Genomic DNA, 26,318 nt, shown 5'->3' with positions numbered 1-26,318 from the left:
GCCCGGCGGGCCGGGTCAGGCCCAGAGGCGGTCGCCGAGGGCGGTGCCCTCCGGGGCGCCGGGGAGGACGTAGGCGACGGCGGAGCCGTTGTGCTCGACGAAGGGGTTGAGGGCGTCGCTCTCGGCGAGGCGCTGCTGGACGCGGGTGAACTGGCCGGCGTCGCGCATGAACGCGCAGAACAGCAGGCCGCGGTCGCCCGGACCGTCGTCGTAGCTGTAGCCGCGCCGCAGCATCCGGGCGCCGCCGTCGAGGCGGGGGCCGGTGAGGCGGACGTGCGCGGTGGTGGGGATGACGTAGGCGCCGTCGGGGTGCTTGGCGTAGAGCTCCGGCTCGTCGTGCTCGGCGGTGCCGGTCAGCGGGGCGCCGTCGCCGATGCGGCGGCCCATGGCGAGGTTCTGCCGCTCCTCGGGGAGGGCGGCGAAGGCGGCGGTGTCCATCCGGATCCGCCGGTAGACCATGACCGTGGCGTTCTCGTGCGGTCCGGGCGGGCCCCAGACCCACTGCCGGGCGAGGTCCTCGTCGGGGTTGGCGGTGCCGTCCTTGAAGCCGAACAGGTTGCGCGGGGTGGCGCCGGGCGCGGTCGGGGGCAGGAAGCCGGACTGCGCCCAGCGGGGCGCGGCACCGGCGCCGTGGGCGGCGGTGGTGGCGAGTTCGGCGAGGACGGCGAGCGTCCAGTGGTCGGCGGCGCACAGCTGGAGCAGTAGGTCGCCGCCGCCGCGGGCCGGGTCGAGGCGGTCGCCGGGGAACGCCGGGAGCTCGGCGAACCCGGCGGGGACGGCGAGGGCGAGCCGGGCGGCGAGGGCCGGGCCGAGGCCGACCAGCGAGGTGGTCCGGGGCGCGCCGGCCCCGGTCCGCAGGCGCGGGTCGGGCGACGGTCCGGCGGCCGCGGCCAGGGTGCGGGTCCAGGCGGCGAGCAGGGTGCGCAGGGCCTCGCGGTCCGCAGCGGCGGAGGTCGCCGGGAGGTCGAAGGCGAGCAGTTTGGTGGCGGGCAGCTGGGGGGCCGTCAGACCGGTCTGCCGGGCGCCGTGGAAGGGGATCGGTGCCTCGGGCGGCGGTGCGCCGGCGGTGGTGGCGCGGCCCGCCGTGCGGGCGCCGTCCGCGAGTTCGCCCACCGCCGCGCCGACGCCGGCGGCGAACACCGCCCCGGCGGCCAGCAGCGCCCGTCGCCGCCCGACCCCGGAGGGTGCGGAGGGGTCCGATGACGACGCGTTTTCCGGTTCGGTGGGCATGCGCCCTATTGGAGACGATAGAACACGTGCCATGCAAATCACGTTTCCTGATCGTCACTCACCCCGTGGGCCCGCCGTCACCGCCGCGGTTCTGGCCGCCGCGGTCGCGCTGGCGGCCGCCGGGTGCTCCTCCTCCGGTTCGCCCTCGGAGGACGCCAAGCACCCGGAGGGGAGCGTGGTCCGGGTGCCCGAGGACTTCCCCACCGTCCAGAAGGCGGTGGACGTCGCGCGCGAGGGCGACACGGTGCTGATCGGCCCCGGCACCTACCGCGAGAGCGTGCGCGTCACCAAGCCGAACATCGTGGTGCGCGGCACGGACCGCTCGGCGGTGGTCCTCGACGGCGGGCTGAAGCTGGCCAACGGCATCACCGCCACCGGCCCCGGCACGGTGGTGGAGAACCTCACCGTCCACGGCTACCTGGCCAACGGCGTGCTGTTCACCGGGGTGACCGACGAGAAGCTCCAGCAGCGCGGCGCGGGCGGTTCGGCGTACGACCCGCTGGACACCGAGCGCTTCCCGCCGGTGGTGGGCTTCCGGGCGACCCGGGTGACGTCGTACAACAACGGCCTGTACGGCATCTACGCCTTCGACGCGCGGGACGGCGTGATCGAGGAGTCGTACGCCTCCGGGCACGCCGACTCCGGCATCTACGTCGGCCAGTGCAAGCCGTGCAACACCCTGGTGCGCGGCAACACGGTGGAGCGCAACGCGGTCGGCATCGAGGTGACCAACGCCTCGGACAACCTGTCGATCCTGGGAAACCGCGCGGCGGGCAACCGGGTGGGCGTCACGGTGAACTCCAACGACCTGGAGGCGCTGGCCCCGCAGCGCGCCGCGGTGATCGCGGGCAACGTCGTCGTCGACAACAACGCCGCCGACTCGCCCCAGCAGGCCGACGGGGGCTTCGGGATCGGGATCGGGATCGGCGGCGGCACGGCGAACCGGGTGGAGCGCAACCTGGTGCGCGGCAACCGCGCGGCCGGGGTGATCATCACCGACCCGGCGGGCCACCCGGCGAGCGGCAACCGGGTCGAGGGCAACCAGGTGAACGGCAACGGCGCCGACCTGGTGCTGGGCTCGGTGGACCCCGGCAACTGCTTCAGCGGCAACCGGCCGGAGACACAGCGCCCGGACGGCCTGGAGACCGCGGCGGCCTGCGGCGGCCCGGCCCGCGGGCCACTGGCCGCCGGGCGGGCGGCGGCGGTGCAGGCGCCGCCCGGCATGGCGTTCAGCCAGGTGCCGCCGCCGCCCGCGCAGCCCTCGCTGGCCGACCCGTCGGCGCCCGCCCGGCCCGCGACCGGCCTGCCGGGCGCGGTGGACCCGGCGGCGTACCCGCTGCCGACGGACCCCGGCGCGCTGCCGCCGCGGCCGGCGGGACAGCCTGGGTAGCGCGCCCGGGGCCGACCGGTGGAGGCCGGCCGGCGGGGGTCGGCCGGTAGGGGCCGGCCGGCGGGGGTCGGCCGGTAGGGGCCGGCCGGCGGGGATCAGCCGGTGAGCCAGGGCGCCTCGGGGAGCTTGGCGCTGTCGTCCCGCCCGCCGAACTCGACCGCGGTCGGGGTGCCGAGGCCCGGCATCCGCATCGTCAGCTTCCGCAACCCGCCGTCGCCGTCCACCCAGTAGGTCAGCGGGGACCGCTCGCCGTCGGGCGCGGAGCCCTGGGCGCGCGGCCCGGCGAAGCGGTCGAATTCGCGGCCGTCGCGGCCGTCGAGGCGTTCGCGGCCGAGCCAGCGGGCGCCGGACTGGGCGAGCAGCAGCGGGTTGTCGGGGCGGTCGGCGCCGAGCTGGACGATCAGCTGGAGCCCGGCGTCCAGCGGGTCCGCGGTGTAGGTGCGCGGGGACCAGCCCTGCCGGGGGACGCGCTCGGCCTGCTGCCAGGCCGGGCCGTCCGCGCCGGCCGGTTCGGGCGCGAGTCCGAGGCCGCCGGCGTCCCAGACGACCAGGCCGTGGTCGAGCGGGCCGTTCGCCCCGGTGATCCGGTAGCTGCCGGTGCCGCGGCGGGTGCGGTAGTCGACCACGCCCTCGATCCGGACCTCGACGCCCCCGCCCTCGGCGGCGGTGAGCTTCACCGCGACCGGGCTGGCCTGGAACAGGTTCAGCCGCGACAGGGCCAGCCGGGAGGCCTCGTCGACGGTCACCGGCCGCTCCCCGGGCTCGTCGGAGGCCATCCGGTAGCCGACCAGCCCGCCCGCGGCGGTGGCGCACACCGCGAGGGCGACCAGGCTCCTGAGCCAGAAGGACCGGCGACGCGACCCGGGGTCCGGCGCGGGGTCCCGCTCGGGGGTGTCGGCCTTCGTCTTCCGGGCCATGGTCCTGCCTTCTCTCGTCGTTCGGTCACAACACGCGGGTCTCGTCGTCGGGTCGCCGCATGCGGATCCCGTCGTTCGGTCGCCGCACGCGGATCCCGTCGTTCGGTCGCCGCACGCGGGTCCCGTTGTTCGGTCACCACACGCGGACGGGCGGGTCCGGAGACCACTGGTCTCCGGACCCGCCCTGGGCCCCGGTGCCCGCCCGGGCCTCAGCGGCCCGGCCGGGGTGCTACCGGAGGCCCGCTACCCCTGCTGGGCCCTGCGGCGGCGCGCCAGCACGACGAACGCGGCACCGAGGACGGTGAGCGTTCCCGCACCGGCGGCCATCACCGGGATGCCCTCGTTGGCACCGGTGTTGGCCAGGTGCCCTCCGGGGGCGGGCGCCGGCGCGGGCGGCGTCGCGGCCGGGGACGGCAGCGTCGGAGCCTGGGTCGGCGTCGGGGTCGGGGTGGGGGTCGGCGTCGGCGTCTCGGTGGGCGTCGACGTCGCGGTCGGGCTGGGCGACGGGGTCGGCTTCAGCTTGTTGACGGCCGTCACCTCGACCCCGGCGGCCAGGTTGTCGGCGTTCAGCACCAGCGGGCCGAACACCGTGACCTCCGGCGCGGAGTAGCCCTCGGGCGGGCTCACCTCCTGCCAGTAGTACGACCCCGGCACACCGCTGCCCTTGCAGATGCCGTCGGCCCCGGTGGTGCAGGGCTCGCCGACCGTCGCGTCGGGCTTGTCACCGGTGCTCTGCAGCCCGGTGGTTCCGTTGGTCTCCTTCCAGAGCTGGAACTTCGCGCCCGCCAGCGGCTTGCCGTCCTGGTCGTGCTTGACCAGACGCAGCGCGCCCTCCTGCTGGCGGAACCCGAAGTCGAAGGTGTGGTCGTTCTCGCCCGGACCGCCGGTGGTCAGCGCGCGCTCGGCGTACTGCCCGCCCGCCGGGACGACACCCTTCGAGTTGATGAAGGCGTTGTCGCCGACGTCCGCGCCGGTCGGCACCCACTGGTAGAGGGGGCCGCCCTTGGCGTAGTCGGCGGGGTTGTCGAGCCGGACGGTGTACTTCGTGCGCGGCTTGAGGCCGCCCGTGACGTTGGTGTCGTCGAAGTAGTACTCACCGCGATCGGTCGTCTTGGTGGTGCCGACGAGCTTCCCCGTCTCGTCGTAGAGGTTGACCGTCGCTCCGGGCACCGGCTTCTGACCCGGGCGCTGGATACCGCTGCGCTCGGGGTCGTACCAGACCCGGTTGCCGATCTGGAGCGGGGCCTGGTCGCAGAGCACCTCCAGGTCGCCCATCGAGGCGCCCTTGCCGAACGGGTCGGGACCGCCGGGCGGGGTCAGCCGGAACCCGAACTTCGGGTCCTGCTGGCCGTTCCGCTGGAGGAACGACGTACCGTACCCGAGGGCTTGGTGGTTCGGGTCGAACGCGGAGGTCGCGATGGTGTTCTCGACCTTCGAGTTCGCGATGCCCGCGAACGCCGTGTTGCGGTGACCGCCCCAGCTGGTGTCGAAGAAGCGGGTGCCCCGGGGGGACAGTCCGCATCCGTTGTTGGTGTCCATCACGTAGCCGCCGTTGGCGGGGCAGGCCTTGTTCAGGTCACCTCCCGACATGACGGCGGAGTACGGGACACCGTCCGGCGCGCGGTCGGCGAAGCGGTCGCGGAAGGCCAGCAGCATCGAGCCGTCGGTCTCGAACGCGATCTCGCCCAGCTCGGGTTCGGGCTGGGCGAGCAGGCTGGTGCCGCAGGCGTTGCCGTTCTGCGAGGTCGGCCAGGTGCCGGTCCACGGGAACCAGGCCGCCCCGTCGCAGGGGCCCCCACCGACGGTCGACTGGCGCGGGTAGTCCAGCGGCTGGTTCAGGATCGCCGCCGAGAAGGCGCCGGTGGCCAGGTCGAACGGCAGCACCACCGCCTTCAGGTCGGACGCCTTGCCGGTCGACTCGCCCGAGCAGACGCCGCCGAGGAAGCCGGTGCCGTCCTGGAGGCCGAGACCGAACGGACGCCAGTCCCCGGCCGCGGGGCAGCCCGGGTCGGGGATCGGGTAGACGGCCTTCGGCGCGGACGCCGTCGGCACGGTGGCGTTGTAGCGGTAGAGCTTGCGGTCGTTCAGGTTGACGACGAAGAGGTCCTGGCCGTCGTCGGTGACCTTGATGCCGCCGAGGCTCTCCTTGCCCGGCACCGCGATGAACCCGTCGTCGGTGCCGCCGCCGTGGGCGGTGGAACCGGCGTTCGGGACCGTGGTGAACAGCGAGGTCTGCTTCGACGCGACGTCCGTCACGTAGATCCCGCCCGCGCCGCCGGGACCGTAGTCCGTCGCGCGCTTGGCGACCGCCGAGGAGAACACCCGCCGGTCGGCCTTGTTCCACGCGATGCCGTACAGCGTGCCGGTCTCCGCGTTGGTGGCGATGTTGGTCGCCTTGGCGTCCGTGCCGTCCTGGCCGCGCGCGTTGTGCGGGAAGGAGACCAGCGTGCGCTGGGTCCCGTCCTCGCGCGAGGCCGCCTGGCAGGTCGTCACCAGCGTGGCGTTCTTCTGGCAGTAGTCGCCGGGGTACCAGAGCCCGGTGAGCACCGCCGCGTTCTTGCCGCCGGAGACGTCGACGAACTCCTCGTTGCTGCTGAGGTGGTTGGGCGTGCCGGCCAGGCCCTCGCGGGAGGCGAAGGCCGGGTACAGCGTGCCCGGCTTCGGGTTCACCACCTGAACACGGTACTTGCCGCCGGTGAGCTTGCTGCCCGGCGTCAGCGTGACCGTGCCGTCCGCCGCCGTGGTGCCCTCGATCCCGGCGCCCGTGTCGTCGGTGAGGGTCACCTTGACGCCGGCCATCCCGGGCTCCAGCCCGGGCGTCCAGAGGCCGTCGGTGTCGACGGCCCGCACGACGCGGACCGTCACCGTGCCGTCGGCCGCGGCCGGGAAGGCGGCCGGGGCGGCCACCAGCGAGCACGCCCCGATTCCGAGGAGCAGCGCCGCGGCGCCCCCCACGGTGCGCCGGCCGGGCAGGACCGGTCGACGCAACTCCGGGCCGCGAACGGCACCGGGGTCCTGATCACGTGTCGTTGTCATCCCTGCTCTCATAGTGACGTTGGGCCTCCAGCCGGGACCCCGCGAAGACTTCGCGTGTGACTGAAAGCCGCCATGGTTAACGGGATCTTAAAGGGACTTCACACAAGTTCGCAGCGGAACCAGGAACTTTGACAGCAGATCAGACGTTCTGGTGTGCTGTGTGCTGACGGTTCGTCCGCTTCCGCGTCAACGGCGGGAAAGGACCGCGACATCCTCGCCGAACCCCGCCAGAAGACGGCCGTCGGACGTCAGCGCCAGTGCGGTGACGGGCTCCGGGAAGGCGAGTTCACCGCTCACGAACGGTTCGCCGGAGAGGTCCCACACCTGCACGCGGCGGCGCACCGCGACCACCGCGACGGGGCGCCCGTCGAGGGTTCCGACGGCCGTCGCGGTCACCCCCTCGGGCTCCGGCGCCGCCACCGCGGGGGCCCCGCCCGCGGCCTGCTCCACGATCCGCCGGGCGATCTCCGGGGCGGCCTCCGCGCCGACCGCGAGGTCCCAGACGCGCTCGGCCGTGTCCTCGTACGCGTCTTCGTGCGTCGCGACGGCGTACGCGCGGCCGTCCACGACGGCGGTCCGCACCCCGCTCACGCCCTCCCACTCGTCCTCGTACGGTGCGGTGGCCCGCGGCGGGCCGACCGGCTCGCCGGTGGCGAGGTCCCACAGCCGCAGCACCTCGTCGTCACCACCGCTCACCACGATGTCGCGCCCGTCGAGCACCGTGCTCGCGACCGCTCTGACGCGCGCCCGGTGGCCCGGCGTCCGGCGCCCGGCCGGCGCGGCGTCCGACAGCTCCCAGGCCCGGCCGCCCCCGGTGAGCACCCAGCACCGGCCGCGGGCGGTGGCCGTCGTCAACTCGCCCCAGCCGAGCGGCAGTCGGTCCAGCCGCCGCAGCGGATCGAGGCTCCACAGCTCGGCGGCCTCCAGCGGCTCGCCGACGTAGGGGTTGCTCCCGACGGTGAGCACATGGGGGCGTCCGCCGATCGGGGCGAGCACCGCCGTCCAGAGGTCCGCGTCCTCGGAGCGCCCCTCGGCGACGCGCTCGCCGGCGTGGAGGTCCCAGAGTCCGACGGCGCCACGGAAGCTTCCCACGACGGCGTGCGGGCGCCCGTCGAGCTCCGTCACCGCCCAGGCCTGGAGGTCGTCCTCCTCGAACACCACGATGCGGCCCGCGAGTTCGAGGGTCGTCAGATCCCAGAGGGCGAATCCGTCCCCGTCGTCGCCCAGCACATGCGGCCGGCCGTCGCGGGTGAGCGCCGCGACGGCGGACGGCGTCGGCCCGGGTCCGGCAAACTCCCCGTCCTCGCCGTCCTCCCCGTCCTCCCCGTCCTCGCCTTCCAGGGCACCCAGCGGTTCGCCCGTCGCGGCGTCGAACAGCCGCGGCGGGGCGCCCCTCTCGCACCGCACGGTCAGCGGCAGGCCGTCGAGCACCACGGCGCACTCCTCCCCGGGCGCGGCGCCGGCGGCGGGCGGCCGGAGCAGCGGCTCGCCGGTGGCCGGGTCGCACAGCAGCAGCGCGCCGTCCTCGCCCCGGGTGATGACGGCCGGCCGGCCGTCGAGGTCCACCAGCGGCGGCGGCCAGGAACCGTCGGCGGTACCGCGGAAGGCGTGGTGGACGCCCGAGCCGGTGGCCCAGTCGACCCGCCACCGCTCGTCCGGCACCTGCGCGAGGCTCACCGCGGCCAGCCGCCCGGCGAGCGCCGGGTCCCCGAAGCGGGCCGCGTCCAGCGCCAGGAGCTGCCGGCGGGTGGCGGCGCCGGCCTCCCCGTGCAGCCGCGCCGACGCCCGGTACACGGCCGCCGCCAGCCGGGCGGCCGGTCCCGAGGCCGTGGCGAGCCGCAGCACCGCCTCGTGCGGATCGGCGGTCACCAGGAACCGGGGGTCCGCCAACTGCTCTTCCGTCGTGGGCTGTTCGGCCTGCCGCTCGCCGCCGCCCCGAAGATCTCCGGTCATGGCCCGGACTGTAGCGGAGCGGTCCGACACCCGAGGCGCGCCCGACCCCTCCCGCCGGGCTGTCGCGGGGTTGTGACGTCCACGGGGTGGTGCGGGTGGGACGGGAGCCGGAAGACTGCGCCGGGGGGTGACGCCGGTGAGCGGTCGGGTCGTGTCGGGACGGGGGCGGACCGAGGTGGAACTGGAGTACCCGGAGCCGGCCCGGGTGGTGCTGGTGACGGCGGAGACCGCGCCGGGGAAGTGGATCAACCTCCGCGAGCGCGACGGAGCGACGGAGCCGGGGCACCCCACCCTCTACGGCCACGGCCGCACCACCGTCCTGCTGTCCCCGGAGCGGCAGCGGGCGATGCGGCGGATCACCGTCGACGCCTCGCAGCACTGGACGCTGACGGTGCACGGTCCCGGCGACACGGTCGAGTTGGGCACGGGGGCGACGGGCAGCGGACCGCGGCTGCTGGAGTACCGGGGCGGGGCCGCCCGGGCGGTGGTGACCCAGACCCGTGACGAGGCCGGCGCCTTGCGGGTGGTCCACTACCCCGACGGTCCGGACGCGCCACCGGTGGTGGTGGCCGACACTTTCGACTTCGTCCTGAGCACCACGAACCGGAACGGATTCGCCCTGGACGGACCGCAGTTCGTGGTCGTCGAACACGGCCGGGACTGGTCCTTCACGGTCGAGCCCGCCGACCTCCCGTCCTCGACGGCGCTGGTCCGCAACGGATTCGGGAACTCCGCCGAACTGTTCGACCGCCCGGATCCGGGACGGCCCGCCGTGCTGGAGATGACCCTCGCGGCCGGCACCTGCCGCGTCGAGGTGCTGAGCGAGGACGGCCGCTACCTCGCCTCGCACCGGGTCTACACCGACGAGCGCCCCGTCTCCGTCCCGCTCTGGGGCGGCCGGAAGGACGCCGCCCTCGGCCGCCTCCGCCTGCACGTCAAGGACTGCGACAGTGCCTGGCGGATGACCCTGCGGCCGGACCGGCCGGAACGCCTGCTGGTCGACCGGGCCGAGGGCTCGGGCCGCGCACTGCTCTGCTACGAGGGCCCACCCGCCGTACTGCAGGTCCGGCACCCGGCCGAGGAGCGCCGGTGGCTCGCCGTCGAGGCCCCGGGCGGACGCGTCGCGGGCCACCACGCGGAGGAGGAGTGGTGCGGCTCGCTCCTGATCGGCGCCGCCCCGTACCCCGAGGTGATCTCGGTGAACGCGTTGGGCGGCTGGACCCTGGAGGTGACCCCCTTCGACGGGGTGCGCACCGTGTCCGACCGCCTGACCGGCCACGGCAGCGAGGTGGTCCGCTGGACCGGCGACCGCGCGCGGCTCGCCGTCCGCGACCGGCGACGCTTCCGCCACCTGGGCCGGCGCGGCAGGCGGCTCACCGCTTCCCTGTGGAGCGCCGACGGCCCGCGTGACGCCGCGACCGCCTACCCCGGCGACCCGGCGCGCGACCTGGAGCCCGTACCGGGCTGCCTGCTGCTGGTCCACGACCCCTACCACGCGGGCTGGCGGCTCACCGCCCGTTGAGCGACGGACCGCTACGTGAGGGCGGACACCAGGCTGGCCACCGTCACCGTGTTGAAGCCGAAGGCGATGACGGAGTTGACCGCCACCGTCCGCCGCATCTCCCGCGACCGCACCTCGACGTCGGTGGTGCCGAAGGTCGTCATGACCGCCACGGCGAAGTACAGGTAGTCGCCCCAGAGCGCGGGGTCGGGCCCGGAGAACGCCAGGGCCTGCTCGTCCTCCACCAGGTTGTCGGCGTGGAAGGCGACCGCGAAGGAGACCAGCACGCAGATCCAGGCATCGGCGACCAGGGCCAGCGCGATCATCACCCGGACGGCCTCGGGCAGGGCGGAGCCGAAGTGGCCGGGGCGCCAGACCAGCGACACCACCATGGCGGCGGCCGCAACGAAGAGCGACACCCCCGGCCCGGGGGCGCTGCCGAGGACGTAGCGCTGGAGCACGGTGCCGCGCTCGGCGCGCCGGGCCCAGTCGCGGATCCGCTCGGGCGGGGCGGTCGAGAAGGCCACCAGGGTGACGGCGAGGTAGACCGCGAGGTAGACGAACAGCAGCAGGACGGCCACGTCCGCCCCGGAGACCGGCGACGGGCCCTCGACGAGCGCGAGGACGAGGGCGAGCAGCACCGCCGTGCCGACCGCGACCGCCGTGCTCAGGGCCGCCCGGCGGCGTTCGGAGAGCCAGGAGTGCACCGACGGGCTCCTCTGCGGGGGGACGGGCGGGGGCCGCTGTTCCGGACGGTCCGGCGGGGCGCCAGTGTAGAGCGCCGGGCCCCGGCGGCCCGGGAGGCGGCCCGGCAGGCGGCCCGGGCGGCGGGCGACCGGCTGGCGTTCGGGGCGGATTTCGGGAAGGCTCGGCCCATGGTCTCGGTAGTGCAGAACGTGGCGATCGACTGTGCGGACGCCTATCAGCTGGCCCGGTTCTGGAGCCAGGTGACCGGCCGTCCGCTGCATCCGGAGGACCGGCCGGGCGACCCCGAGGTGCAGGTGCTGCTCGCGGAGGGCCCGGTCCTGTACTTCAACCAGGTGCCCGAACCCAAGACGGTCAAGAACCGGCTCCACCTCTGCCTGCGCCCGGACGGCGCGCGCGATCCGGAGGTGGAGCGGCTGCTGGGCCTCGGCGCCACCCTCGTCGCCGACCGCCGCAACCCCGACGGCACCGGCTGGGCGGTGCTCGCCGACCCCGAGGGCAACGAGTTCTGCGTCCTGCGCAGCGCGTCCGACCGGGCCGCCGCTCCGTCCTGACCGTCCGCCGCCCCGGCGTCAGGCGACCCGCCCCGCACCTGAGGTGAACACTTCACCACGGCCCGTGAGCGTGCTACCGTCCTCCCCGATGTCGAGGATTCTGGTCACCGATCTGGACGGCACCCTGCTCGGCGGAAGCCCCGGCCAGCGGCGACGGCTACGGGACGCCCTGGTCCGCCACCCCGAGCTGGTACCGGTCTTCGCCACCGGCCGGAGCCTCGCCTCCGTCCGCGAGGTCCTGGCCGACCCGCTCGTCCCGCGACCGCGGTGGATCATCGCCGACGTCGGCGCCACCGTCGTCGACGGCACCGACTTCACCCCCGTGGACTCCCTCCAGGAGCAGCTGCGCACCGGCTGGCCGGGAGCGGGCCAGGTGCGCGCCGCACTGCTCCGCTTCCCGGCCCTCGTCTACCAGCAGGACGTCGTCCAGGACGGCCGCTGCTCCTACCGCCTGGCGCCGCACCACCTCACCGGGGAGCTCACCGCCGCCGTCGAGGCGCTCGGCTGCGCCTGGGTGTACTCCGGCGGCCGCTTCTTCGACGTCCTGCCGCCGGAGGCCTCCAAGGGCAACGCCGTCCGCGCGCTGGCCGGTAAGCTCGGCTGGCGACCGGAGGACGTCCTGGTCGCCGGCGACTCCCTCAACGACCTCTCGCTCTACCGGCTCGGCACCCACGCGGTGGTGGTCGGCGGCGCCGAACCCGCGCTGCTCACCGCCCTCGCCGGGGACACCGGCGTGCACCGGCCCGACGCACCCGGCGCGGCCGGCATCCAGACGGCGCTGGAGGCCCTCGGCTGGCTCGCCCCCACAGCCGTCCCGCCCCTCACCGACTCGCCCGTCCCGCCCCTCACCGCTACCGCAGAATGCCCGCCCGCCGGGCAGCCGTGACCCAGCGCGGGAACTGCGACAGCAGCCGGTCGTACAGCTCCTGATCGGGAAGCGTGCCGATGTCGTCGACCGCGAAGAACCCCACGTTGTCCACCCGCCGCCCCGGCAGCTCGTCGAACCGCTGCAGCACCCCGTAGTCCGCTCGCCCCAACCCGACGAACTGCCAGAAGACCGGCTCCTCCACGGCCTCCCGCAGCTCCCGCTCGATGTCCGCGTTGCGGTAGACGCCACCGTCGGAGAAGAACAGCACCAGCGTCGGCACCGCGGCCGGATGCGCCCGCACGAACGCCCGGACCTCGGCGATGACCTTCTGCTCCTCGTTGCCGACCCCGACCGCCTTCATGTCCACCTCCCCGTCGGGCAGCGCCGCCCGCCGCGTCCGACGGCCGAACAGCCCGCCCAGCTGCCCGACCTTGACGTGCCGCAACCACCCGGGCAGCTCCCCCACCCGCAGATCCGGCAGCCGCGCCGGATTCGACGCGAACGTCCACGCCTGCATGGCCCCGTCGTCGTCGAGCTGCGCCGCCACCGCGACCATCCGCTCCACCACGTCGGCCACCGCACCCCGGGCGTACAGCGCCGTCATCGACCCCGACGCGTCCAGCACCAGGACCACCCGCGCGACGAGCCCCGCCGCCCCGTGCTTCTCCAGACTCACCGCCACCTGCCGCTTGCGCAGCGACAACCGCTCCCGCATCTCGGCCGGCAGCTTGGTCTCCTCCCCATCGCCCGGCTCCTCCACGACGACCCCGAAATCGGTGGCCAACCCGGCCAGCCCCGAGGCGTACCCCTGCCCGACCGCCCGGAACCGCCACTGCCCGCCCCGTCGGTACAGCTCCCCGCCGATGAGCACGGTCTCCTCCCCGGCCGCCGGCTCGAACCGCGCCAGCTCACCCCCCGTCGCGGCATCGACCACCCTCAACCCCAGCCCCCGCACCTGCCCGAACACCCCACCGTCCACCGACGCCACCAGCACGACCTTCTCCACCCCCGGCTCCACCCCCGCCAGGTCCACCTCGATCCGCTCCACCACCGCCCCCGCCGCCCCACTCGTCCTCCCCCGGTGCACCACGGCCCCCGACGTATGCCGCGGCTGGTTGTAGAACACGAAGTCCCCGTCCCCCCGAACCCGCCCGTTCGCCCCCACCAACACCGCCGACGCATCCACATCCGGCCCCCCTCCCCCACCCGGCCAGCCGACCTCCACCCACACCCCGCCCACCCCGACCGGAACATTCGCACCCGCACTCAAAGATCGCTCACTCATCCCCCCAGTCTGGCCGAGCCTCCCGCCGCCCGACCGCCCGGGGCGATCCCGGACCGGTACCGTCGTTCGACCACGCCGACAGGGGGTTCAGCCTGCGGCCGACCATGCCGCGCCCACGGTGCGGCCCGGACAGAAAAGCGCTCGACCCCGGGTAGGCATTTTTCGACACAACGTTACATTTCGCACTAACTTGCTACACCCATTCACTGGTGGACCCCCTCCAGGACTTCCCGCTCCACGCCCGCGACAGCAGGCGGGCCAAGGCGGAGAACAAGGGCGCAGCGGGCCCGGAGAAGGCGGTCGCACCACAGGCATCATCCGGCCCGTCGACCAGCGCGGTTTGACGGAGCGGGCGCCCGTCGGCCCTGGCGGCCGCCCCTCCGGAGACGACGACCGCCGGGAGCGGCATGCATGCCCCGACAACCACCGCGGCTGCGAAGCCTGGCACGGGCCGCAGCCACCGTGGAACGTACAGATTCCCAACGGCAAGGCGCGGAGCAGCATCACTCCGAGAGCTGGTTGCCGGAAGCCGCTGGACCGCCCGCTGGAGCCGCCTGTCCCGGCAGCGCTCCGGCGGGTCGCCTCGATGCCGCAGAACGAGGTCGGCCTCGCGGACGGCGCGCGGGCTCGACGGCCCCGAGCTTGGCCAGCTCGTCCGGGCTCCAGCCTCCGTCGACGGCTTGGCCGTAGGCCTTGCTGTACGGCTCGTCGGTGGCCGAGAGGAGCGCGACGAGGCGCTGCCGTTCGGCCAGGACGGCGGCAAGCGGTTCGACGGCGGCGGTGCGGGCGCCCAGATTCTCGTGGACCTTCCGCATGAAGGTGTCGTGTGGCGAGGTCATGTGACGGGATGCTATCCCTGTGCAACATAGAGTCATCGTCGCGGCACGTCCGCGGCCGCCTTCCCGGCCCGCTCAGCCGACCAAATGCAGCACGACCAGGAGGGCCATGCCGCCGGAGCAGCTCAGCCGCCGGGGGCGGAGCCGGACGACTCCGCGCGCCCGGCGGGTCAACCTCGCCTTCAGCGACGCGGAGCTGGAGATCGTGCAAACGGCTGCGGCGCGGGACGGTATGGCAACCGGCGCGTGGGCGTCACAGGTGGCCGTCATGGTGGCCCGCGAACAACTCGTCCCCGGTACGGGCTCCCGGAATGCGTTGAGGGAGCTGATCACGGCACGCGCCGAGCTGGCCCGCGTGGCTGTGCAGTGGGACGAAGGGTCGGCAGGCGGTGTAGCCGCGCTGATCGCCGACGCAGTGGCGCGGGTGGACACTGCGACCTTGCAGTTGATGCGCGAGCGGGCCGATCGGTCGTGATGCCCAAGCGCGCCCGGTACGGTGACGACACCGTCGGCCTACTCGCCTATCTCTTCGGGCCCGGGCGCCACGACGAGCACGAGGACGCCCACCTGGTGGCGGCGTGGGCGCCCGGCGTCGTCCACTGCGCGGCCTCAGCCGGCTGGACCACGGGGGACCTGGCGCTGCTCCTCGACGCCCCGGTCGCAGCGCTGGACGGTGGCGCCCCTTCACGCCACGTCTACCACGTGGCCGTACGCAACGCCCCCTGCGACCGCGTGCTGTCCGACGCCGAGTGGGCCGAGGTCGCTCGGGAGATGATGCACACCGCAGGTATCGCCCCGCTCGGGGACCGGCGGGCATGCCGGTGGGTGGCGGTGCGCCACGCAGCCGATCACATCCACATCGCGGCGACCGCCGTCCGCGAGGACGGCCGTCTCCCTCGTCTGCGGCAGGATTTTGTGCGCATGCAGCAGTGCGCACGGCACTTCGAGGTGCGCTTCGGGCTGACCCGGCTGGTCTCCGGCGACCGGACCGCGCGTCGGTGGGCCACCGCCGGGGAACTGGCGAAGGCTCGTCGGCTGGAACGCGCGGAGCCGGTTCGACGCACGCTGCAGCGAATCGTGCGGCAGACGGCATCCGCCGCCGGGTCCCAGGAGGTGTTCTTCGAGCGTCTGGAGAGCGCCGGGGTGCGGGTGCAGCAGCGGACAGATCTCGGCGGGGTGGTGACGGGCTACGCCGTCGCGCTTCCCGGCGACCGCAACGCCCAGGACCGCCCTGTGTGGTACGGCGGGTCAGCCCTGGCCGTCGACCTGTCCCTGCCCAGGATCCGCGAACGGTGGCACGGCGCACCGTCCCCGCCGCCCGCCGCAGACGCCGCCCTGCGGGCAGCCGAGGTCATGATCCGGGACGCAACCGAGGCGCTCCGTGCCGCGGGGCCCCGAGCGGGTGCCGGCGATGTCGGCGCGCTCGGCGATCTACTGGCGGCCACCGCGGGGGCAGCACCCGCCGTCGTGTGTGAGGAGGTCCGCCGAGCCGCCGATGAGTTCGAGCGGGCTGCACGAGCGCCAGGGGGCCGTGACCCCGGCGGCGAGGCGCGGCGTTGCTTCCGGGCCGCTTCACAGGCACTCGCCGACGCCGGCGCTCTGGCCGGCCGTAACGACACCGCGGCCTTTCTCTCGCTCCTCACCGCCCTGGTCCTGGCCGTCGACGCCGCGCAGCGCTGGCATGCCGGCCACGGGCATTCGGCGCAGGCCGAAGCGGCCGCACGTGCCGAACTCGGAGCGCGGCAGGCCGTCGAGATCTGTACGGGCGCCCTCGCCCACCGGTCCGGGGGCGGGTCGGACAACGCACAGAAGCGGTCCCTCGGGAGCCGGACCATGGCCGCAACGGTCCAACAGGCTTTGCCCCGACACGCCCGCGACCTGCTGACCGACCCGGCGTGGCCTGCGCTTCGCCGACGCCTGGTCTCCCTCCAGCAGCGCGGCCACGACCCGGCACAGATGCTGACCCGGGTGGCGAGCAGCCGCGAGCTCACCTCCGCACACTCGGTCGCCGAAGTCCTCTGTTGGCGACTCGACGGCTGGATGCGGGCAGCCACCCGACAGGCCTCGCCATCAGGACGAGGGGCGACCGGCATGGACCCCGCCCGCGCGACGCCCCGGCTGGAGCCCGCAACCGGAACTCTCCCTCGGCGCGCCGTGGGCGCTGACGGCCCCAAGCGGACCCGCTGAAACGAAGGAGAATCATATGGACGCACTGCCCCAGCAAGGCGAACCCTTCACCGAGGCCACCGCCGAGGCGGTGCAGACCTCCGCGATGGCGGTGCGCCTCATCCTCGCCATCGCCGACGCCGTGCGGCGCGCAGCCCAGAGGAAGACCGGATCGGAGCGGCCCTACCCGCCTGCCGACCAGGCCACCGCCGAAGCGGCCGGCGACCTCAAGGCCCTCGTCCCGGCCGATATCGCCACCGCTCTGATGGCCGGAGCCGACTCGCCGGAGCTGGCCCAGCAGCTCGTCGCGCTGCGCCTGGCCGGTGTCGATCTCCAGGACTTCCTTCCCCGGGTCGGCGAGGTCGCCGTCGCGGTCCGCGATGCCATCCGGGCGAGCACCCCGCACATTGCCCAGGACGGAACCGGGGAGTGGGCCCGACTGCTGCGCGAGACCATGCCTGCCGGGCCGGTACGCGAGGCCGTCCTCTCCTCTCCCACCTGGCCACGGATCGCCCTCGCGATGAAGGATCTGGACGAGCGCGGCGCCGACGTGCGCGAGATCCTGCTGGCCGCACATGAGGAAGGTGTCGGCGTCGACCGGGCCGTCGTCGGCGCTGTCGAGGCAGGGAAACGGCCGTGCACGGCGCTGAGCCCGGACGCGGCCCGCTCCTACGGTCCGCTGACGGCCGGGCTCGACGTCCCGAAGGACCTCGACCTCAGCGACCGGGCCCGCGCACTCGCCCAGCTCGGTGTCTCGATGACGGAGAACCAGCGCTTTGTGCGGCTGGTCCAGGCCGCCCTGCTTGGCCGGCAACACGAAGCCGCGCTGTTGGCGGCCTCCCGCCAGTGGCCCCTGCTCGCCCTGCGTATGGCCAGGATGGAGGGCGACGGCATTCCCGTCGCCGACCGCCTTGCCCGCCTCATGCGCGACCGGGCCTGGGAGCAGGCGCCGGCCTCACAGATCGGGGCCCGGCTCGTACGCGCCACCGCCAACGCCCTCACTCTGCCGGACACCGGCGAGGCCGCGCCAACCGCAGTGATCACGACAGCCGCCCGCGCCACCTCCACGACCCCGGGCCCACCCAAGGGCCGGGATTCGGGCAGCCTCGCCGGCGCCGCACGGACATCCGTGCCCGCGGCCCGGCGGCTGTCGACTCCCGAAGCACGGCGCAGCCGCACCCGGTAGACCGCGTGCGGGCACTGGCCGAGGGGCGTATCAAGACGCCGTGGGCCGTCGGCATCGTCGAGATGCCCAGCGGCACCGGCGGGTGGTCGCCTGGCGCTGCCACCGATCCCCTGCCGCGAGGCGGGAACGTGGGCCCTTCGGAGGGTCGTGGGCGTAGGGCCTGCGGGCTGGCCGGTGTCAGATCCAGGTGTAGTTCTCGTCGGTGATCGGTTCCAGCTCGAAGCTGCGGACCGGTGCGGTGGGGTTGTCGAGCTCGGCGATCTGCTTGCCGATCGGCGGGAAGAGCGGCAGGTCGTCGACCTTGCGGTAGTCGTGCCACTCGATGGTGCCGATCTCGTGGCTGCCGTCGGGGAGTTCGTCGAGCTCTTGGGTGGCGAGGCGGGCGCGGATCTCGGGGGTGACGTGGAGTCGGTAGATCAGGTGGAACTTGCGGGGCGGCGGGGTCGGGCCGGGCCGGGCCGGCTGATCCTGGCGTCCGCCATCCAGATCAGCTCCGGCTCGGTGGACGCCAGGTCGCGTCCGAGGCCGAGTTCCTCGTCGAGTTCGCGGCGCACGGCCTCGCGGTAGTCCTCGCCGTCGTGCACGTTTCCGCCGATGGTGGTGTAGTGCACGGAGTCGGCCCGGTTCCGTCGCAGCAGCGCGACGTCGTTGCCGCAGAAGACCAGGCCGGTGACGCGGACCTTGATCCTGCTGAACGGCGTGGGCGTCGTCGCTTCGGTGGTGCTCATGGGTTGGTTCTCCTCGGTGGGGATGGCGGTGTGCTGGGGAATTCCAGCGGTCTCCCGACTCAACGGCTGGGAGGAGTCGGTGGGTTGGGGTGTTCTAGCTTGCCCCGGGGAAGCCGTGGGCGGAGCGCGCGTCGGCTTGGGCGATGTGTTCGATCTCGACGCCGGTGAGGGTGAACTGGCGGAGGTGATGGCCGGTGGAGCGCATGACGGGGGCGAGGTGGCAGGGGTCCATCTCCTCGATGAGGACGGTGGGCTGCTCGGTCGGGGGGTTCTTGCGGCCGGTGACGGCGAGCGGCAGGCGGCTGTCGGTCCAGGGCAGCGGGGTGATCCGCCAGATCGGGCCGCGGACGGTGGAGAGACTGGCCTGCCCGAAGCCGCGTTCCTCCCGCAGGGTCATGGGTTCGCCGTCGGTGGCGGCCAGGCCCCGGAAGAGGCGGAGGGCGCGTCCCTAGTTGACGATCTGGCCGGTGAGGCAGTACGGCCCCGGCGCGGGTCCGGCCGCGAGGTCGACGGTGGCCGCGTTGAAGTCGTCGGGGTTCGGCAACCAGGAGACCGAGTGGTCGAGCATCGCGGTCAGGTGGGCGATCCAGAACGGCGGCAGGCCGCGAAGCTGCTGGTTGACGGCGGAGACCTCGGTCGTGCCCTGGTTGCGGCAGTTGATTTCGTTGAGGTACACCTCGCCGTCGGCGGTCAGCAGCGCGTCCAGGCCGAACAGGCCCTTCAACCGGTGCTTGTCCCAGGCCCAGCCGGCGATCCGCACGGCCGCATCCACCAGGCGGGCGGCCCTTCCACCCGCCCCGAGCGCGGTGGAAGGTGAACCCCGGGGTGCCGGCGGCCCCCGCCGACAGCACCCCGGGGAGTCTCAGGCTCTTCGCGCGGCTGTGTGGAACCGCGCGAAGGCATCCGCGTCCGGGGCTGAGACCGCCACGGGCCCGGCGTCGGTCCGCTCGTCGTCGGGCAGACCCCACAGGAAGGCATACTCGTCGCACACGGCGGCCAGGAGCGCGGGCGCGTCCCACCGGCCACCACTGCCGTCCGGCTCCACCATCCAGTACGGCACCATGTCGGCGGCCCGGGCCCGCGCGGCGACTTCCATCCCGCCGGGACTCCTGCGCACGACGGAGGGCGCCGGCCTGCGCACGGGCAACGCACGGCCCGGTGCCGGACACGGCAGCACCCCCTTGGTGAGCAGTTCGCCCACCTCGGGTGGCACCTGCACCCACCGGTCCGGGCGGGTCAGGAAGGACACCGTCCCGGTGGAGTAGGTGTGCAGGACGGGCCCGTGCTCGGCCAGCACGTGCAGCAGCCGGTAGCCGATAGTCGCGGTCACCCACAGCGCCCACACCCGCCCGTACGGGATCCCGGCCAGACGTCCGCCCGCCCCGGCGTCCAGGCAGGAGGCGGGGTCCGGGTGCAGGCCGGCGAGCCAGCGCAGGCCGTGCGGGTTGGCCGGCGGCAGGGTCGGCACCAGCAGCGGGAACGGGGCGGGGACGAACTCCTGGAGCGGGGCGGACACGGTCGGCCGTCGCTGGTCAGTCTGCCGATGCGCTGGACGCTTTCGATGAGCACGAACCGGATCCCACAGACTCGCTGCGCTTTCGGTGACCACGCCCGCTCGCGAGGGTGTCCGAACCGGATTCGGTGCGAACACCCTCGTTCAGGCCGCGATGCTGAGCTCTTTACGGGCACGGTGGAGGAAGTCGACGACCAGCGGCTCGCGGCGCCAGGGGGTGAGGGCGGAGTTGAACTCGCGGACGTAGTCCAGGGCTCGACTGGATTGGACTCGGGCGAGGATGTCCACGGCCTGGTGACCGAACCGCAGGCCCTGGTCGAGGTCGCGGCCCTGGAGGTGAGCGGTCCCGACGATGGCCAGACGCATGCCGACTGAGCGGGTGAACACGCCCGACTGCATCGTCGTGGCCTGTGCGTTCCAGGCGAGGGCTTCTTTCGGTTTCTTCAGGTCGCGGAAGATCTCGGCGGCGTCCGCGGAGAGCCGGGCGTGGTGGTAGAAGTCGATCCACGCCGGTTCCCCGACGCCGTCGCGGGCCTGGCCGAGCAGGCTCTCGGAGGCGGCCAGCGCGGCCGAGGCGGCCTTGGCGTTGTTGTCGCGGGCGTGGGCCCGGGCCTCGATGAGCTTGGTGAAGGCCAGCACCCTGGGGGCGGCCTCGCCCTTGGCCCGCTGGAAGGCACCCTGGGTCATATCGATGGCCTCGCTGGCGAAGCCCCTCAGCAGGGTCTGCATCGCCATCGTGGTGAGCACATAGCAGCCGAGCTCGACGTCGCCGCCGGCCCGCGCGAGGCGGAGGGCCTGGATGAAGTGCCGCTGGGCGGCGTCGTGCTGTCCGACGTCGAACGCGGTCCAGCCGGCCAGGCGGGACAGCTCGGCGGTCACCGAGAACAGCTCGCGGCCCACGTAGTCGCTGAACGAGCCGTTCAGCAGCGGCACCGCGCGTTCCTGCAGGCAGGCGGTGACGGAGTTGGCCTTCCAGTTCCCGCCGCCATACTTCGAGTCCCACCGGCGGGCGTCGTCGGCGGCCTCCCGCAGTTCGGCGAGGTCGGCGGCGCCGACCCGGCCGCGGCCGCGGCGGGCGACGTCCTCGTCGGCGGGGGTGACCAGCCAGCGGGTCACCGGGGTGGCGAACGCGGAGACGGCGAAGCCCGTTCCGGTGAGGAAGTCGCGGCGGTTCACACTGCTCCAGAACGAAGTGGCGACGCGGACAGCGTCGGCGGGGTCTCGCGGGAAATCCAACCCCACCGCAGTGTCCGGTGTCTCCGCATCCGCCATACCGATCTCCGCCAACTGCACAGGCCGGCCGAGCCGTTCGCCGATCGCCTGGGCCAACAGCTTGGGCACCGGCCAGTCGGGGACCATGCCCCGGCGGCACCAGTTCGCGACCGAGGTATGCGTATATGTGGTGGTCAGCCCGGCTTCGTGGGCGAGCTGGTTCACCCGCAGTGCCAGCGATTTGTGGCTGGCTCCCTCACACTTTTCGATCATCCGGGCCAGCGCGTCGTTCGGCGGCTTGGCCCGGCGGGTGGTCGACGCCACAGCGTCCCCCTCAATCGGTCCCGCGCGGCTCTGCGCGGAAGTCGTACGCGACTGGGCACGAAAAGTCGTACACCCGGCACCTGACGCCGGATCACCGAGGGTATTGCCTCCGCCGCTCGCAGTGAACCGCTTTCGCGAGTTGTGAGCCCCCCTGCGAGCCCTCCCCCCGGCCCGGCCGGACGCGATTGTCTGATGCCCCGGGCCTCCGCCGGACCGGACCACAGACCTTCCGGCGGGGCCTTCACCGATTCACGCTCGGGGGTGACAACCAGATGTGCGGAATCGCAGGACTGGCCGGCGCTGACGCCGCCCGCCACCAGACGACAGTGGCCGCGATGGGCCTCGCTCAGCACCACCGCGGCCCCGACGGCACCCGGCACCTCACCTCGGCCGACGGCCGGGCGGTGCTGTCCATGAACACCCTGCTGATCGTCGACGCCTCCGCCCAGCCGGGCCCCTACCAGGACCCGGCCAGCGGTGTCGTCCTGACCTTCAACGGCGAGATCTACAACTACCGGCAGGTCGCCGCGGCCTGGGGCATCCCGCTGGAGCCCGGCGAGAGCGACGCCCACCTGGTCCTGCGGGCCTGGGCCAAGCTCGGGCCGGCCTGCCTGGGTGCCCTGGACGGCATGTTCGCCCTGGCTGTCTACGACCCGCGCGAGGGCCGGCTGTTCCTTGCGCGGGACCGGCTCGGCGAGAAGCCGCTCTACTGGCGCCTGGACGGCGGCCGCCTCGCGTTCGCCTCCGAGGTCACCACCCTGACCAGCTACGGCACCGCCCCGCTGGTCGTCCGCCCCGAGATGCTCAGCATCGAGACACCGACCGGCGTCGACACCCCGTTCCAGGGCATCCAGCTCCTCGCCCCGGCCACCCTGCTGACCTTCGACGTCGCCACCGGCTCCCTGGCTCAGCAGACCTGGTGGGCCCTGGAGGGGCTGGAGCCCTGGCAGGGCGACTACCGCGCCGCGCTCGCCAGGTTCTCCACCCTGCTGGCCGACCGCGTCCCGCTGCGAGTGCCCGGCTCCGACTTCGCGCTGCTGCTGTCGGGCGGGCTCGACTCGTCGGTGCTGGCCTACCTGATGCGCCCGCAGGTCTGCGTCACGGTCCGCTACCCCGGCCAGGACCGCCTGGACGAGTCCGCGACCGCGGCCGTCGTCGCCCGGGACATCGGCGCCGAACTGGTGGTGATCGAGCCGACCGCCCAGGACTTCGCCCGCGCGCTGCCGGAGATCATGCACGCGCTGGACTACCCAATGGGCAACGCGTCCACGTTCTCCGAGCACATGGCCTACCGGGCCGTCGCCGAGCGGGGCATCCGGGTCGTGGTCGGCGGGCTGGGGCCGGACGAGTTCTTGATGGGCTACGTCCGCCACGCGCTCGTCCTGTTCGGGCCGGAGGCGGTGCTGAGCGCCGGGATGGAGGCCTACCGGCCGCTGGCCTCCAAGCTCCTGCACCCGGCCGGCGAGCCGCTGGAGCCGGCCGAGGCGATCGTCCGGCTCATCCTGCGCGGGCAGGATCCGGACGGGCGCCTTCGCGAGGTCGTCGCCGACGCCCTGGCCCGGGCGGGCGGTGACCTGGCCCGCGGGCTGACGCTCGCGGACCTGGCCACGGCCTGGCGCCCGCTGGTCATGACCAGCGACAAGCTGGCCTCCGCGTACGCGCTGGAGCGGCGCTCGCCGTTCCTAGCCCGGGACCTGGTCGATTTCTGCTACCGGCTGCCGGTCGAGCACAAGATCGGCGAGCCGGCGGCCGGGAAGCGGATCCTGCGGGACGCGGCGAAGGCCCTCGGCCTGCCGAGGGAGGTCTGGGGCAGCCGGGACAAGCTCGGCTTCGCCTCCCCGGTCCCGAGCTGGCTGAGCGGCCCGCTGGAGGGTTGGGCGACCGCTCAGATCAGCTCCGCTCTCGACCAGGCCCCCCGTTCGCTGCGGCCGCTGCTGGCCGGCGGCCTCAAGCCCAGCAGGCGGTTCGACCGGACCCGGATGCAGTCGCTCATGGCCGCGGCCTGGTTCAACGACCAGCCGGTGGAGACGGCGGCATGACGGGCCGTCGGCTCACTACGGTGAGGGAATGGACTCCCAGACTCTCCCCGACGAGCCGTCCGCCGCCGAACCGCGCGGGGCCGTCGCGATCATCACCAACCGGCGCGGCGAGCTCCTGCTGCACCTGCGCGACGACATCGCAGGCATCGCCTGGCCGGATCACTGGAGCCTGCTGGGCGGCGGCTGCGACCCCGGCGAGGCCCCGGCCGCGGCGATCGTCCGCGAACTCGACGAAGAGGCGGGCCTGGCCGTCGACGACCTGGCCGAGCTCTTCGAGACGAAGGACAGCGTCGGCTCCGGCCAGATCATCACCTTCTTCGCCGGCACCTGGGACGGCGACGAGCAGGCCCTGCCGCTCGCGGAGGGCGTCAAGCTCCAGTTCTTCGAGCCCGAGCACCTGCCCGTCCTGACCATCCCACCGTTCATCCACCACGGCATCCACCGCTATCTGGCCGCACGGCCCGGCGCCTGACGCCCCGTCCTCGAGAGGGGGCCGGGCGCCGGTCCGGCGGCCCCGCCCCTCTCGGAAGGACACGTTCGTGAAGCTCACCGTCATCGGCTGCGGCTACCTCGGCGCGACCCACGCCGCCGCGATGGCCGAACTCGGCCACGAGGTCCTCGGCATGGACATCGACCCCGACAAGGTCGCCGCCCTGAACGCCGGCCGGGCCCCGTTCTTCGAGCGCGGCCTGGACGAGCTCCTGGCCAAGCACACCGCCAGCGGGCAGCTGCGGTTCACCACCTCCTACGCGGAGACCGCCGCCTTCGCCGACCTGCACTTCATCGGCGTCGGCACCCCGCAGAAGCCCGGCGAGATGGCCTACGACCTCACCCACCTCTTCGCCGCCGCCCGCCAGCTCGCCCCCCGCCTGACCGGCCCAGCCGTGATCGTCGGCAAGTGCACCGTCCCGGTCGGCACCGCCCCGCAGGTGATCGACATCCTGCGCGAGTTCGCCCCCGCCGGCGACCAGGTCGAGGTCTGCTGGAACCCCGAGTTCCTGCGCGAGTCCTACGCGGTCGAGGACACCCTCCACCCCGACCGGATCGTCCTCGGCTTCACCAGGGATGGCACCCGCGCGGAGGCGGTGATCCGCCAGGCCTACGGCAAGATCATCGAGTCCGGCACGCCGGTGATCGTCACCGACCTGGCCACCGCCGAGCTGGTGAAGTCCGCCGCGAACGCCTACCTCGCCACCAAGATCTCCTTCATCAACGCGATGGCTGAGGTCTGCGAGACCTCCGGCGCCGACGTCCAGCTGCTGGCCGAGGCGCTCGGCCACGACGCCCGGATCGGCCGCCGGGGCATGCGGCCCGGCCTCGGCTTTGGCGGCGGCTGCCTACCCAAGGACATCCGCGGCTTCATGGCCCGCGCCGGCGAGCTCGGCGCCGACCAGGCCCTGACCTTCCTGCGCGAGGTCGACACGATCAACAATCGCCGCCGCGAGCGCATGGTCGACCTTGCCCGCGAACAGCTGGACGGCGTGATCAAGGGCAAGCGGATCACCGTCTGGGGCGCCGCCTTCAAGCCCGACACGGACGACATCCGTGACTCCCCCGCCCTCGCCGTCGCCCAGGCCCTCCACCAGGCCGGCGCCACCGTCACCGTCTTCGATCCCAAGGCCCTCGACAACGCCCGCAAGGCCCACCCCCATCTCGACTACGCCGATCACCCGATCGAGGCAGCCGACGGCGCCGAGCTGCTGCTTCACCTGACCGAGTGGCCCGAATTCACCCGCATTGACCCGGCCGACCTCGCCACCCGCGTCGCCATCCCCCGCGTCATCGACGGCCGCGGCACCCTCGACCCCGCCCGCTGGCGGGCCGCCGGATGGACCCACCGCGCCCTCGGACGCCCCTGACACCGGCGCCGGCACCGGACACGACTGCACCGACGAACACCGCGGGCCGCCCCCCGAAGGGGAGCGGCCCCCGGCGCCTGTCTCCGCCGCTCGATCTTCGGCGCCTCGGAGGAGGCCCACACGATGAGGACCGAGATCTTCGTCGAGACACTGGTCAGAATGTCCGAGGACTACCCGGACGACCAGATCCAAGCAGCCGCGCAACACCTCTTCGACTGCCTCGCCAGCCCCGGGGAAGCGCCGCCAGCGGACTGATCGTTCAGGTCTCCAGAACTGGGCCGCGCGGCCAACAGGGGGAGCAGCTCCAGCGCCCCGACCCACATCGCTCCGCTTCCCCGTTGCTCCAGCTCGCCGATCAGCCCGAGTCCCGCATCCAGCTCGGCACGTGAACGAGCGCTGGGCCTGGTCCAGGACCACGTGGGCCCGTTCGCCAACGGCTGGCCGACCTGGTCACCCGACCCGCCTGGCCGCTGCTGGTGCTGCCAGGCGGCGCCGACCAGGTGGCCCTGTAGAGCGCCTGCCCGCCTGTCGGCCGGATCAGTTGCACGTCGATGAGAGCTGGCCACCTGCTGCACCGCGCGTCAGTCGGCCTCGGGCGGAATCCATGCGGCGGGTACAAGTGCTTGTCCATCGCTCCGGCGCCACCGGTGTACGACGTGGTCGCTGAAGGCTGGATCTTCGAGGTCTGCGTGCTCCATGACGATGACTTGCAGCTTCCCGTCGAGCCTGCGGAGCGTCCGGTGAATGGCTTTGAAGATGTTCAGAAGAAGGATCCGGTCGTCGCTCTCCAGCACCTCTTCGCCAACGTGATCAGGCGGAAAGTACACCTGCGAGGGCTGGTCAAGAATGAGCACGCCTGGCACAGGGTTGTCGTTCTCGGCGAACCACTCGTGCAGACTGAGGAGCGTGGCCACGTGGTACTGAGCTGCTCCGGGTTTCGTGGAGTCCCTGATGTCTGGGTTTGTTACGATCCAGGCGTAAGGAGAACCACGAGCAGTGCCAGCACCCCGTAAGTA

Annotated in this window: 24 protein-coding genes; 11 read left to right on the top strand and 13 right to left on the bottom strand. The window is 73.5% G+C overall.

The window, feature by feature from the left end:
- Positions 1–15 precede the first annotated feature (15 nt).
- Entirely contained in the window at positions 16–1,230 is a 1,215-nt protein-coding gene (locus ACFVFS_RS08550) for a Dyp-type peroxidase (protein WP_380621573.1), read from the bottom strand.
- 31 nt (positions 1,231–1,261) lie between these two features.
- Here ACFVFS_RS08550 and ACFVFS_RS08545 point away from each other — a divergent pair, with 31 nt between their 5' ends.
- Positions 1,262–2,620, top strand: a complete 1,359-nt coding sequence (locus tag ACFVFS_RS08545; protein ID WP_380621571.1) for a right-handed parallel beta-helix repeat-containing protein — start codon at positions 1,262–1,264, stop codon at positions 2,618–2,620.
- 95 nt (positions 2,621–2,715) lie between these two features.
- Here ACFVFS_RS08545 and ACFVFS_RS08540 read toward each other — a convergent pair whose 3' ends face one another.
- The 3 genes from ACFVFS_RS08540 to ACFVFS_RS08530 form a co-directional block, all read right to left on the bottom strand.
- Entirely contained in the window at positions 2,716–3,537 is an 822-nt protein-coding gene (locus ACFVFS_RS08540) for a hypothetical protein (protein ID WP_380621569.1), read from the bottom strand.
- A gap of 243 nt (positions 3,538–3,780) precedes the next feature.
- Positions 3,781–6,573, bottom strand: a complete 2,793-nt coding sequence (locus tag ACFVFS_RS08535) for an SdrD B-like domain-containing protein (RefSeq protein ID WP_380621567.1) — start codon at positions 6,571–6,573, stop codon at positions 3,781–3,783.
- Between the two features lie 186 nt (positions 6,574–6,759).
- Complete coding sequence (locus ACFVFS_RS08530) at positions 6,760–8,526, bottom strand: WD40 repeat domain-containing protein (protein ID WP_380621565.1); 1,767 nt, start codon at positions 8,524–8,526, stop codon at positions 6,760–6,762.
- Between the two features lie 136 nt (positions 8,527–8,662).
- Between ACFVFS_RS08530 and ACFVFS_RS08525 the strand changes: the two genes are divergently transcribed.
- On the top strand, positions 8,663–10,048 hold the full coding sequence (locus ACFVFS_RS08525; protein ID WP_380621563.1) for a hypothetical protein: 1,386 nt from the start codon (positions 8,663–8,665) through the stop codon (positions 10,046–10,048).
- 11 nt (positions 10,049–10,059) lie between these two features.
- On the opposite strand, the gene ACFVFS_RS08520 is transcribed toward ACFVFS_RS08525, so the two are convergent.
- Positions 10,060–10,734 carry a DUF1345 domain-containing protein gene (locus tag ACFVFS_RS08520; protein ID WP_380621561.1) on the bottom strand — a complete coding sequence of 225 codons (675 nt, stop codon included), beginning with the start codon at positions 10,732–10,734 and terminating at the stop codon, positions 10,060–10,062.
- A gap of 168 nt (positions 10,735–10,902) precedes the next feature.
- On the opposite strand from ACFVFS_RS08520, the gene ACFVFS_RS08515 reads away from it, so the two are divergent.
- Positions 10,903–11,286: a VOC family protein gene (locus tag ACFVFS_RS08515; RefSeq protein WP_380621559.1), complete on the top strand. Its 384-nt coding sequence runs from the start codon at positions 10,903–10,905 to the stop codon at positions 11,284–11,286.
- An 88-nt stretch (positions 11,287–11,374) separates the two neighbouring features.
- Positions 11,375–12,172, top strand: coding sequence for an HAD family hydrolase (locus ACFVFS_RS08510; RefSeq protein ID WP_380621557.1), 798 nt, complete (start codon positions 11,375–11,377; stop codon positions 12,170–12,172).
- Here the strand turns inward: ACFVFS_RS08510 and ACFVFS_RS08505 are convergent.
- Together ACFVFS_RS08505 and ACFVFS_RS08500 are read right to left on the bottom strand one after the other, a co-directional pair.
- Positions 12,138–13,439, bottom strand: coding sequence for a VWA domain-containing protein (locus tag ACFVFS_RS08505; protein ID WP_380621555.1), 1,302 nt, complete (start codon positions 13,437–13,439; stop codon positions 12,138–12,140). The two genes, ACFVFS_RS08510 and ACFVFS_RS08505, sit on opposite strands and share 35 nt — an antisense overlap.
- A gap of 503 nt (positions 13,440–13,942) precedes the next feature.
- Positions 13,943–14,278, bottom strand: coding sequence for a hypothetical protein (locus ACFVFS_RS08500; RefSeq protein ID WP_380621554.1), 336 nt, complete (start codon positions 14,276–14,278; stop codon positions 13,943–13,945).
- A 106-nt stretch (positions 14,279–14,384) separates the two neighbouring features.
- Between ACFVFS_RS08500 and ACFVFS_RS08495 the strand changes: the two genes are divergently transcribed.
- From ACFVFS_RS08495 to ACFVFS_RS08485, 3 genes are read left to right on the top strand one after another with little or no spacing between them, the layout of a single operon-like run.
- On the top strand, positions 14,385–14,750 hold the full coding sequence (locus ACFVFS_RS08495; RefSeq protein WP_380621552.1) for a hypothetical protein: 366 nt from the start codon (positions 14,385–14,387) through the stop codon (positions 14,748–14,750).
- The gene (locus ACFVFS_RS08490; protein ID WP_380621550.1) at positions 14,750–16,462 is read left to right on the top strand and encodes a mobilization protein; all 1,713 of its coding nucleotides are present in this window, start codon (positions 14,750–14,752) and stop codon (positions 16,460–16,462) included. Before ACFVFS_RS08495 ends, ACFVFS_RS08490 begins: the two co-directional genes overlap by 1 nt.
- Positions 16,463–16,478: 16 nt before the next feature.
- Positions 16,479–17,627 (top strand): hypothetical protein, encoded by a 1,149-nt coding sequence (locus tag ACFVFS_RS08485; protein ID WP_380621548.1) that lies wholly within the window; start codon positions 16,479–16,481, stop codon positions 17,625–17,627.
- Between the two features lie 416 nt (positions 17,628–18,043).
- Here the strand turns inward: ACFVFS_RS08485 and ACFVFS_RS08480 are convergent, their stop codons facing one another.
- From ACFVFS_RS08480 to ACFVFS_RS08460, 5 genes are all read right to left on the bottom strand, one after another.
- Positions 18,044–18,355, bottom strand: a complete 312-nt coding sequence (locus ACFVFS_RS08480; protein ID WP_380621547.1) for an NUDIX domain-containing protein — start codon at positions 18,353–18,355, stop codon at positions 18,044–18,046.
- 94 nt (positions 18,356–18,449) lie between these two features.
- The gene (locus ACFVFS_RS08475) at positions 18,450–18,752 is read right to left on the bottom strand and encodes a hypothetical protein (RefSeq protein ID WP_380621545.1); all 303 of its coding nucleotides are present in this window, start codon (positions 18,750–18,752) and stop codon (positions 18,450–18,452) included.
- 51 nt (positions 18,753–18,803) lie between these two features.
- The gene (locus ACFVFS_RS08470; protein ID WP_380621543.1) at positions 18,804–19,115 is read right to left on the bottom strand and encodes a hypothetical protein; all 312 of its coding nucleotides are present in this window, start codon (positions 19,113–19,115) and stop codon (positions 18,804–18,806) included.
- Between the two features lie 102 nt (positions 19,116–19,217).
- Positions 19,218–19,871: a hypothetical protein gene (locus tag ACFVFS_RS08465; RefSeq protein ID WP_380621802.1), complete on the bottom strand. Its 654-nt coding sequence runs from the start codon at positions 19,869–19,871 to the stop codon at positions 19,218–19,220.
- Between the two features lie 141 nt (positions 19,872–20,012).
- Positions 20,013–21,404, bottom strand: coding sequence for a sporulation protein (locus tag ACFVFS_RS08460; RefSeq protein ID WP_380621541.1), 1,392 nt, complete (start codon positions 21,402–21,404; stop codon positions 20,013–20,015).
- Between the two features lie 272 nt (positions 21,405–21,676).
- Here ACFVFS_RS08460 and asnB point away from each other — a divergent pair, with 272 nt between their 5' ends.
- The 4 genes from asnB (at position 21,677) to ACFVFS_RS08440 (ending at position 25,557) form a co-directional block, all read left to right on the top strand.
- Positions 21,677–23,443: an asparagine synthase (glutamine-hydrolyzing) gene (gene asnB, locus ACFVFS_RS08455; RefSeq protein ID WP_380621539.1), complete on the top strand. Its 1,767-nt coding sequence runs from the start codon at positions 21,677–21,679 to the stop codon at positions 23,441–23,443.
- A 28-nt stretch (positions 23,444–23,471) separates the two neighbouring features.
- Complete coding sequence (locus tag ACFVFS_RS08450) at positions 23,472–23,915, top strand: NUDIX domain-containing protein (RefSeq protein WP_380621537.1); 444 nt, start codon at positions 23,472–23,474, stop codon at positions 23,913–23,915.
- 67 nt (positions 23,916–23,982) lie between these two features.
- Positions 23,983–25,302: a UDP-glucose dehydrogenase family protein gene (locus ACFVFS_RS08445; RefSeq protein ID WP_380621535.1), complete on the top strand. Its 1,320-nt coding sequence runs from the start codon at positions 23,983–23,985 to the stop codon at positions 25,300–25,302.
- A 123-nt stretch (positions 25,303–25,425) separates the two neighbouring features.
- The gene (locus ACFVFS_RS08440; RefSeq protein WP_380621533.1) at positions 25,426–25,557 is read left to right on the top strand and encodes a hypothetical protein; all 132 of its coding nucleotides are present in this window, start codon (positions 25,426–25,428) and stop codon (positions 25,555–25,557) included.
- Between the two features lie 326 nt (positions 25,558–25,883).
- Here ACFVFS_RS08440 and ACFVFS_RS08435 read toward each other — a convergent pair.
- Positions 25,884–26,318: DUF3732 domain-containing protein (locus tag ACFVFS_RS08435; RefSeq protein ID WP_380621531.1), on the bottom strand; the 435-nt coding region annotated here is incomplete at its 5' end.

The sequence above is a fragment of the Kitasatospora sp. NPDC057692 genome (assembly GCF_042799475.1).
Taxonomy (GTDB): Bacteria; Actinomycetota; Actinomycetes; order Streptomycetales; family Streptomycetaceae; genus Kitasatospora.
The sequence above is the reverse complement of the archived record's forward strand: the minus strand, read 5'-3'. Positions and strand labels throughout refer to the sequence as shown.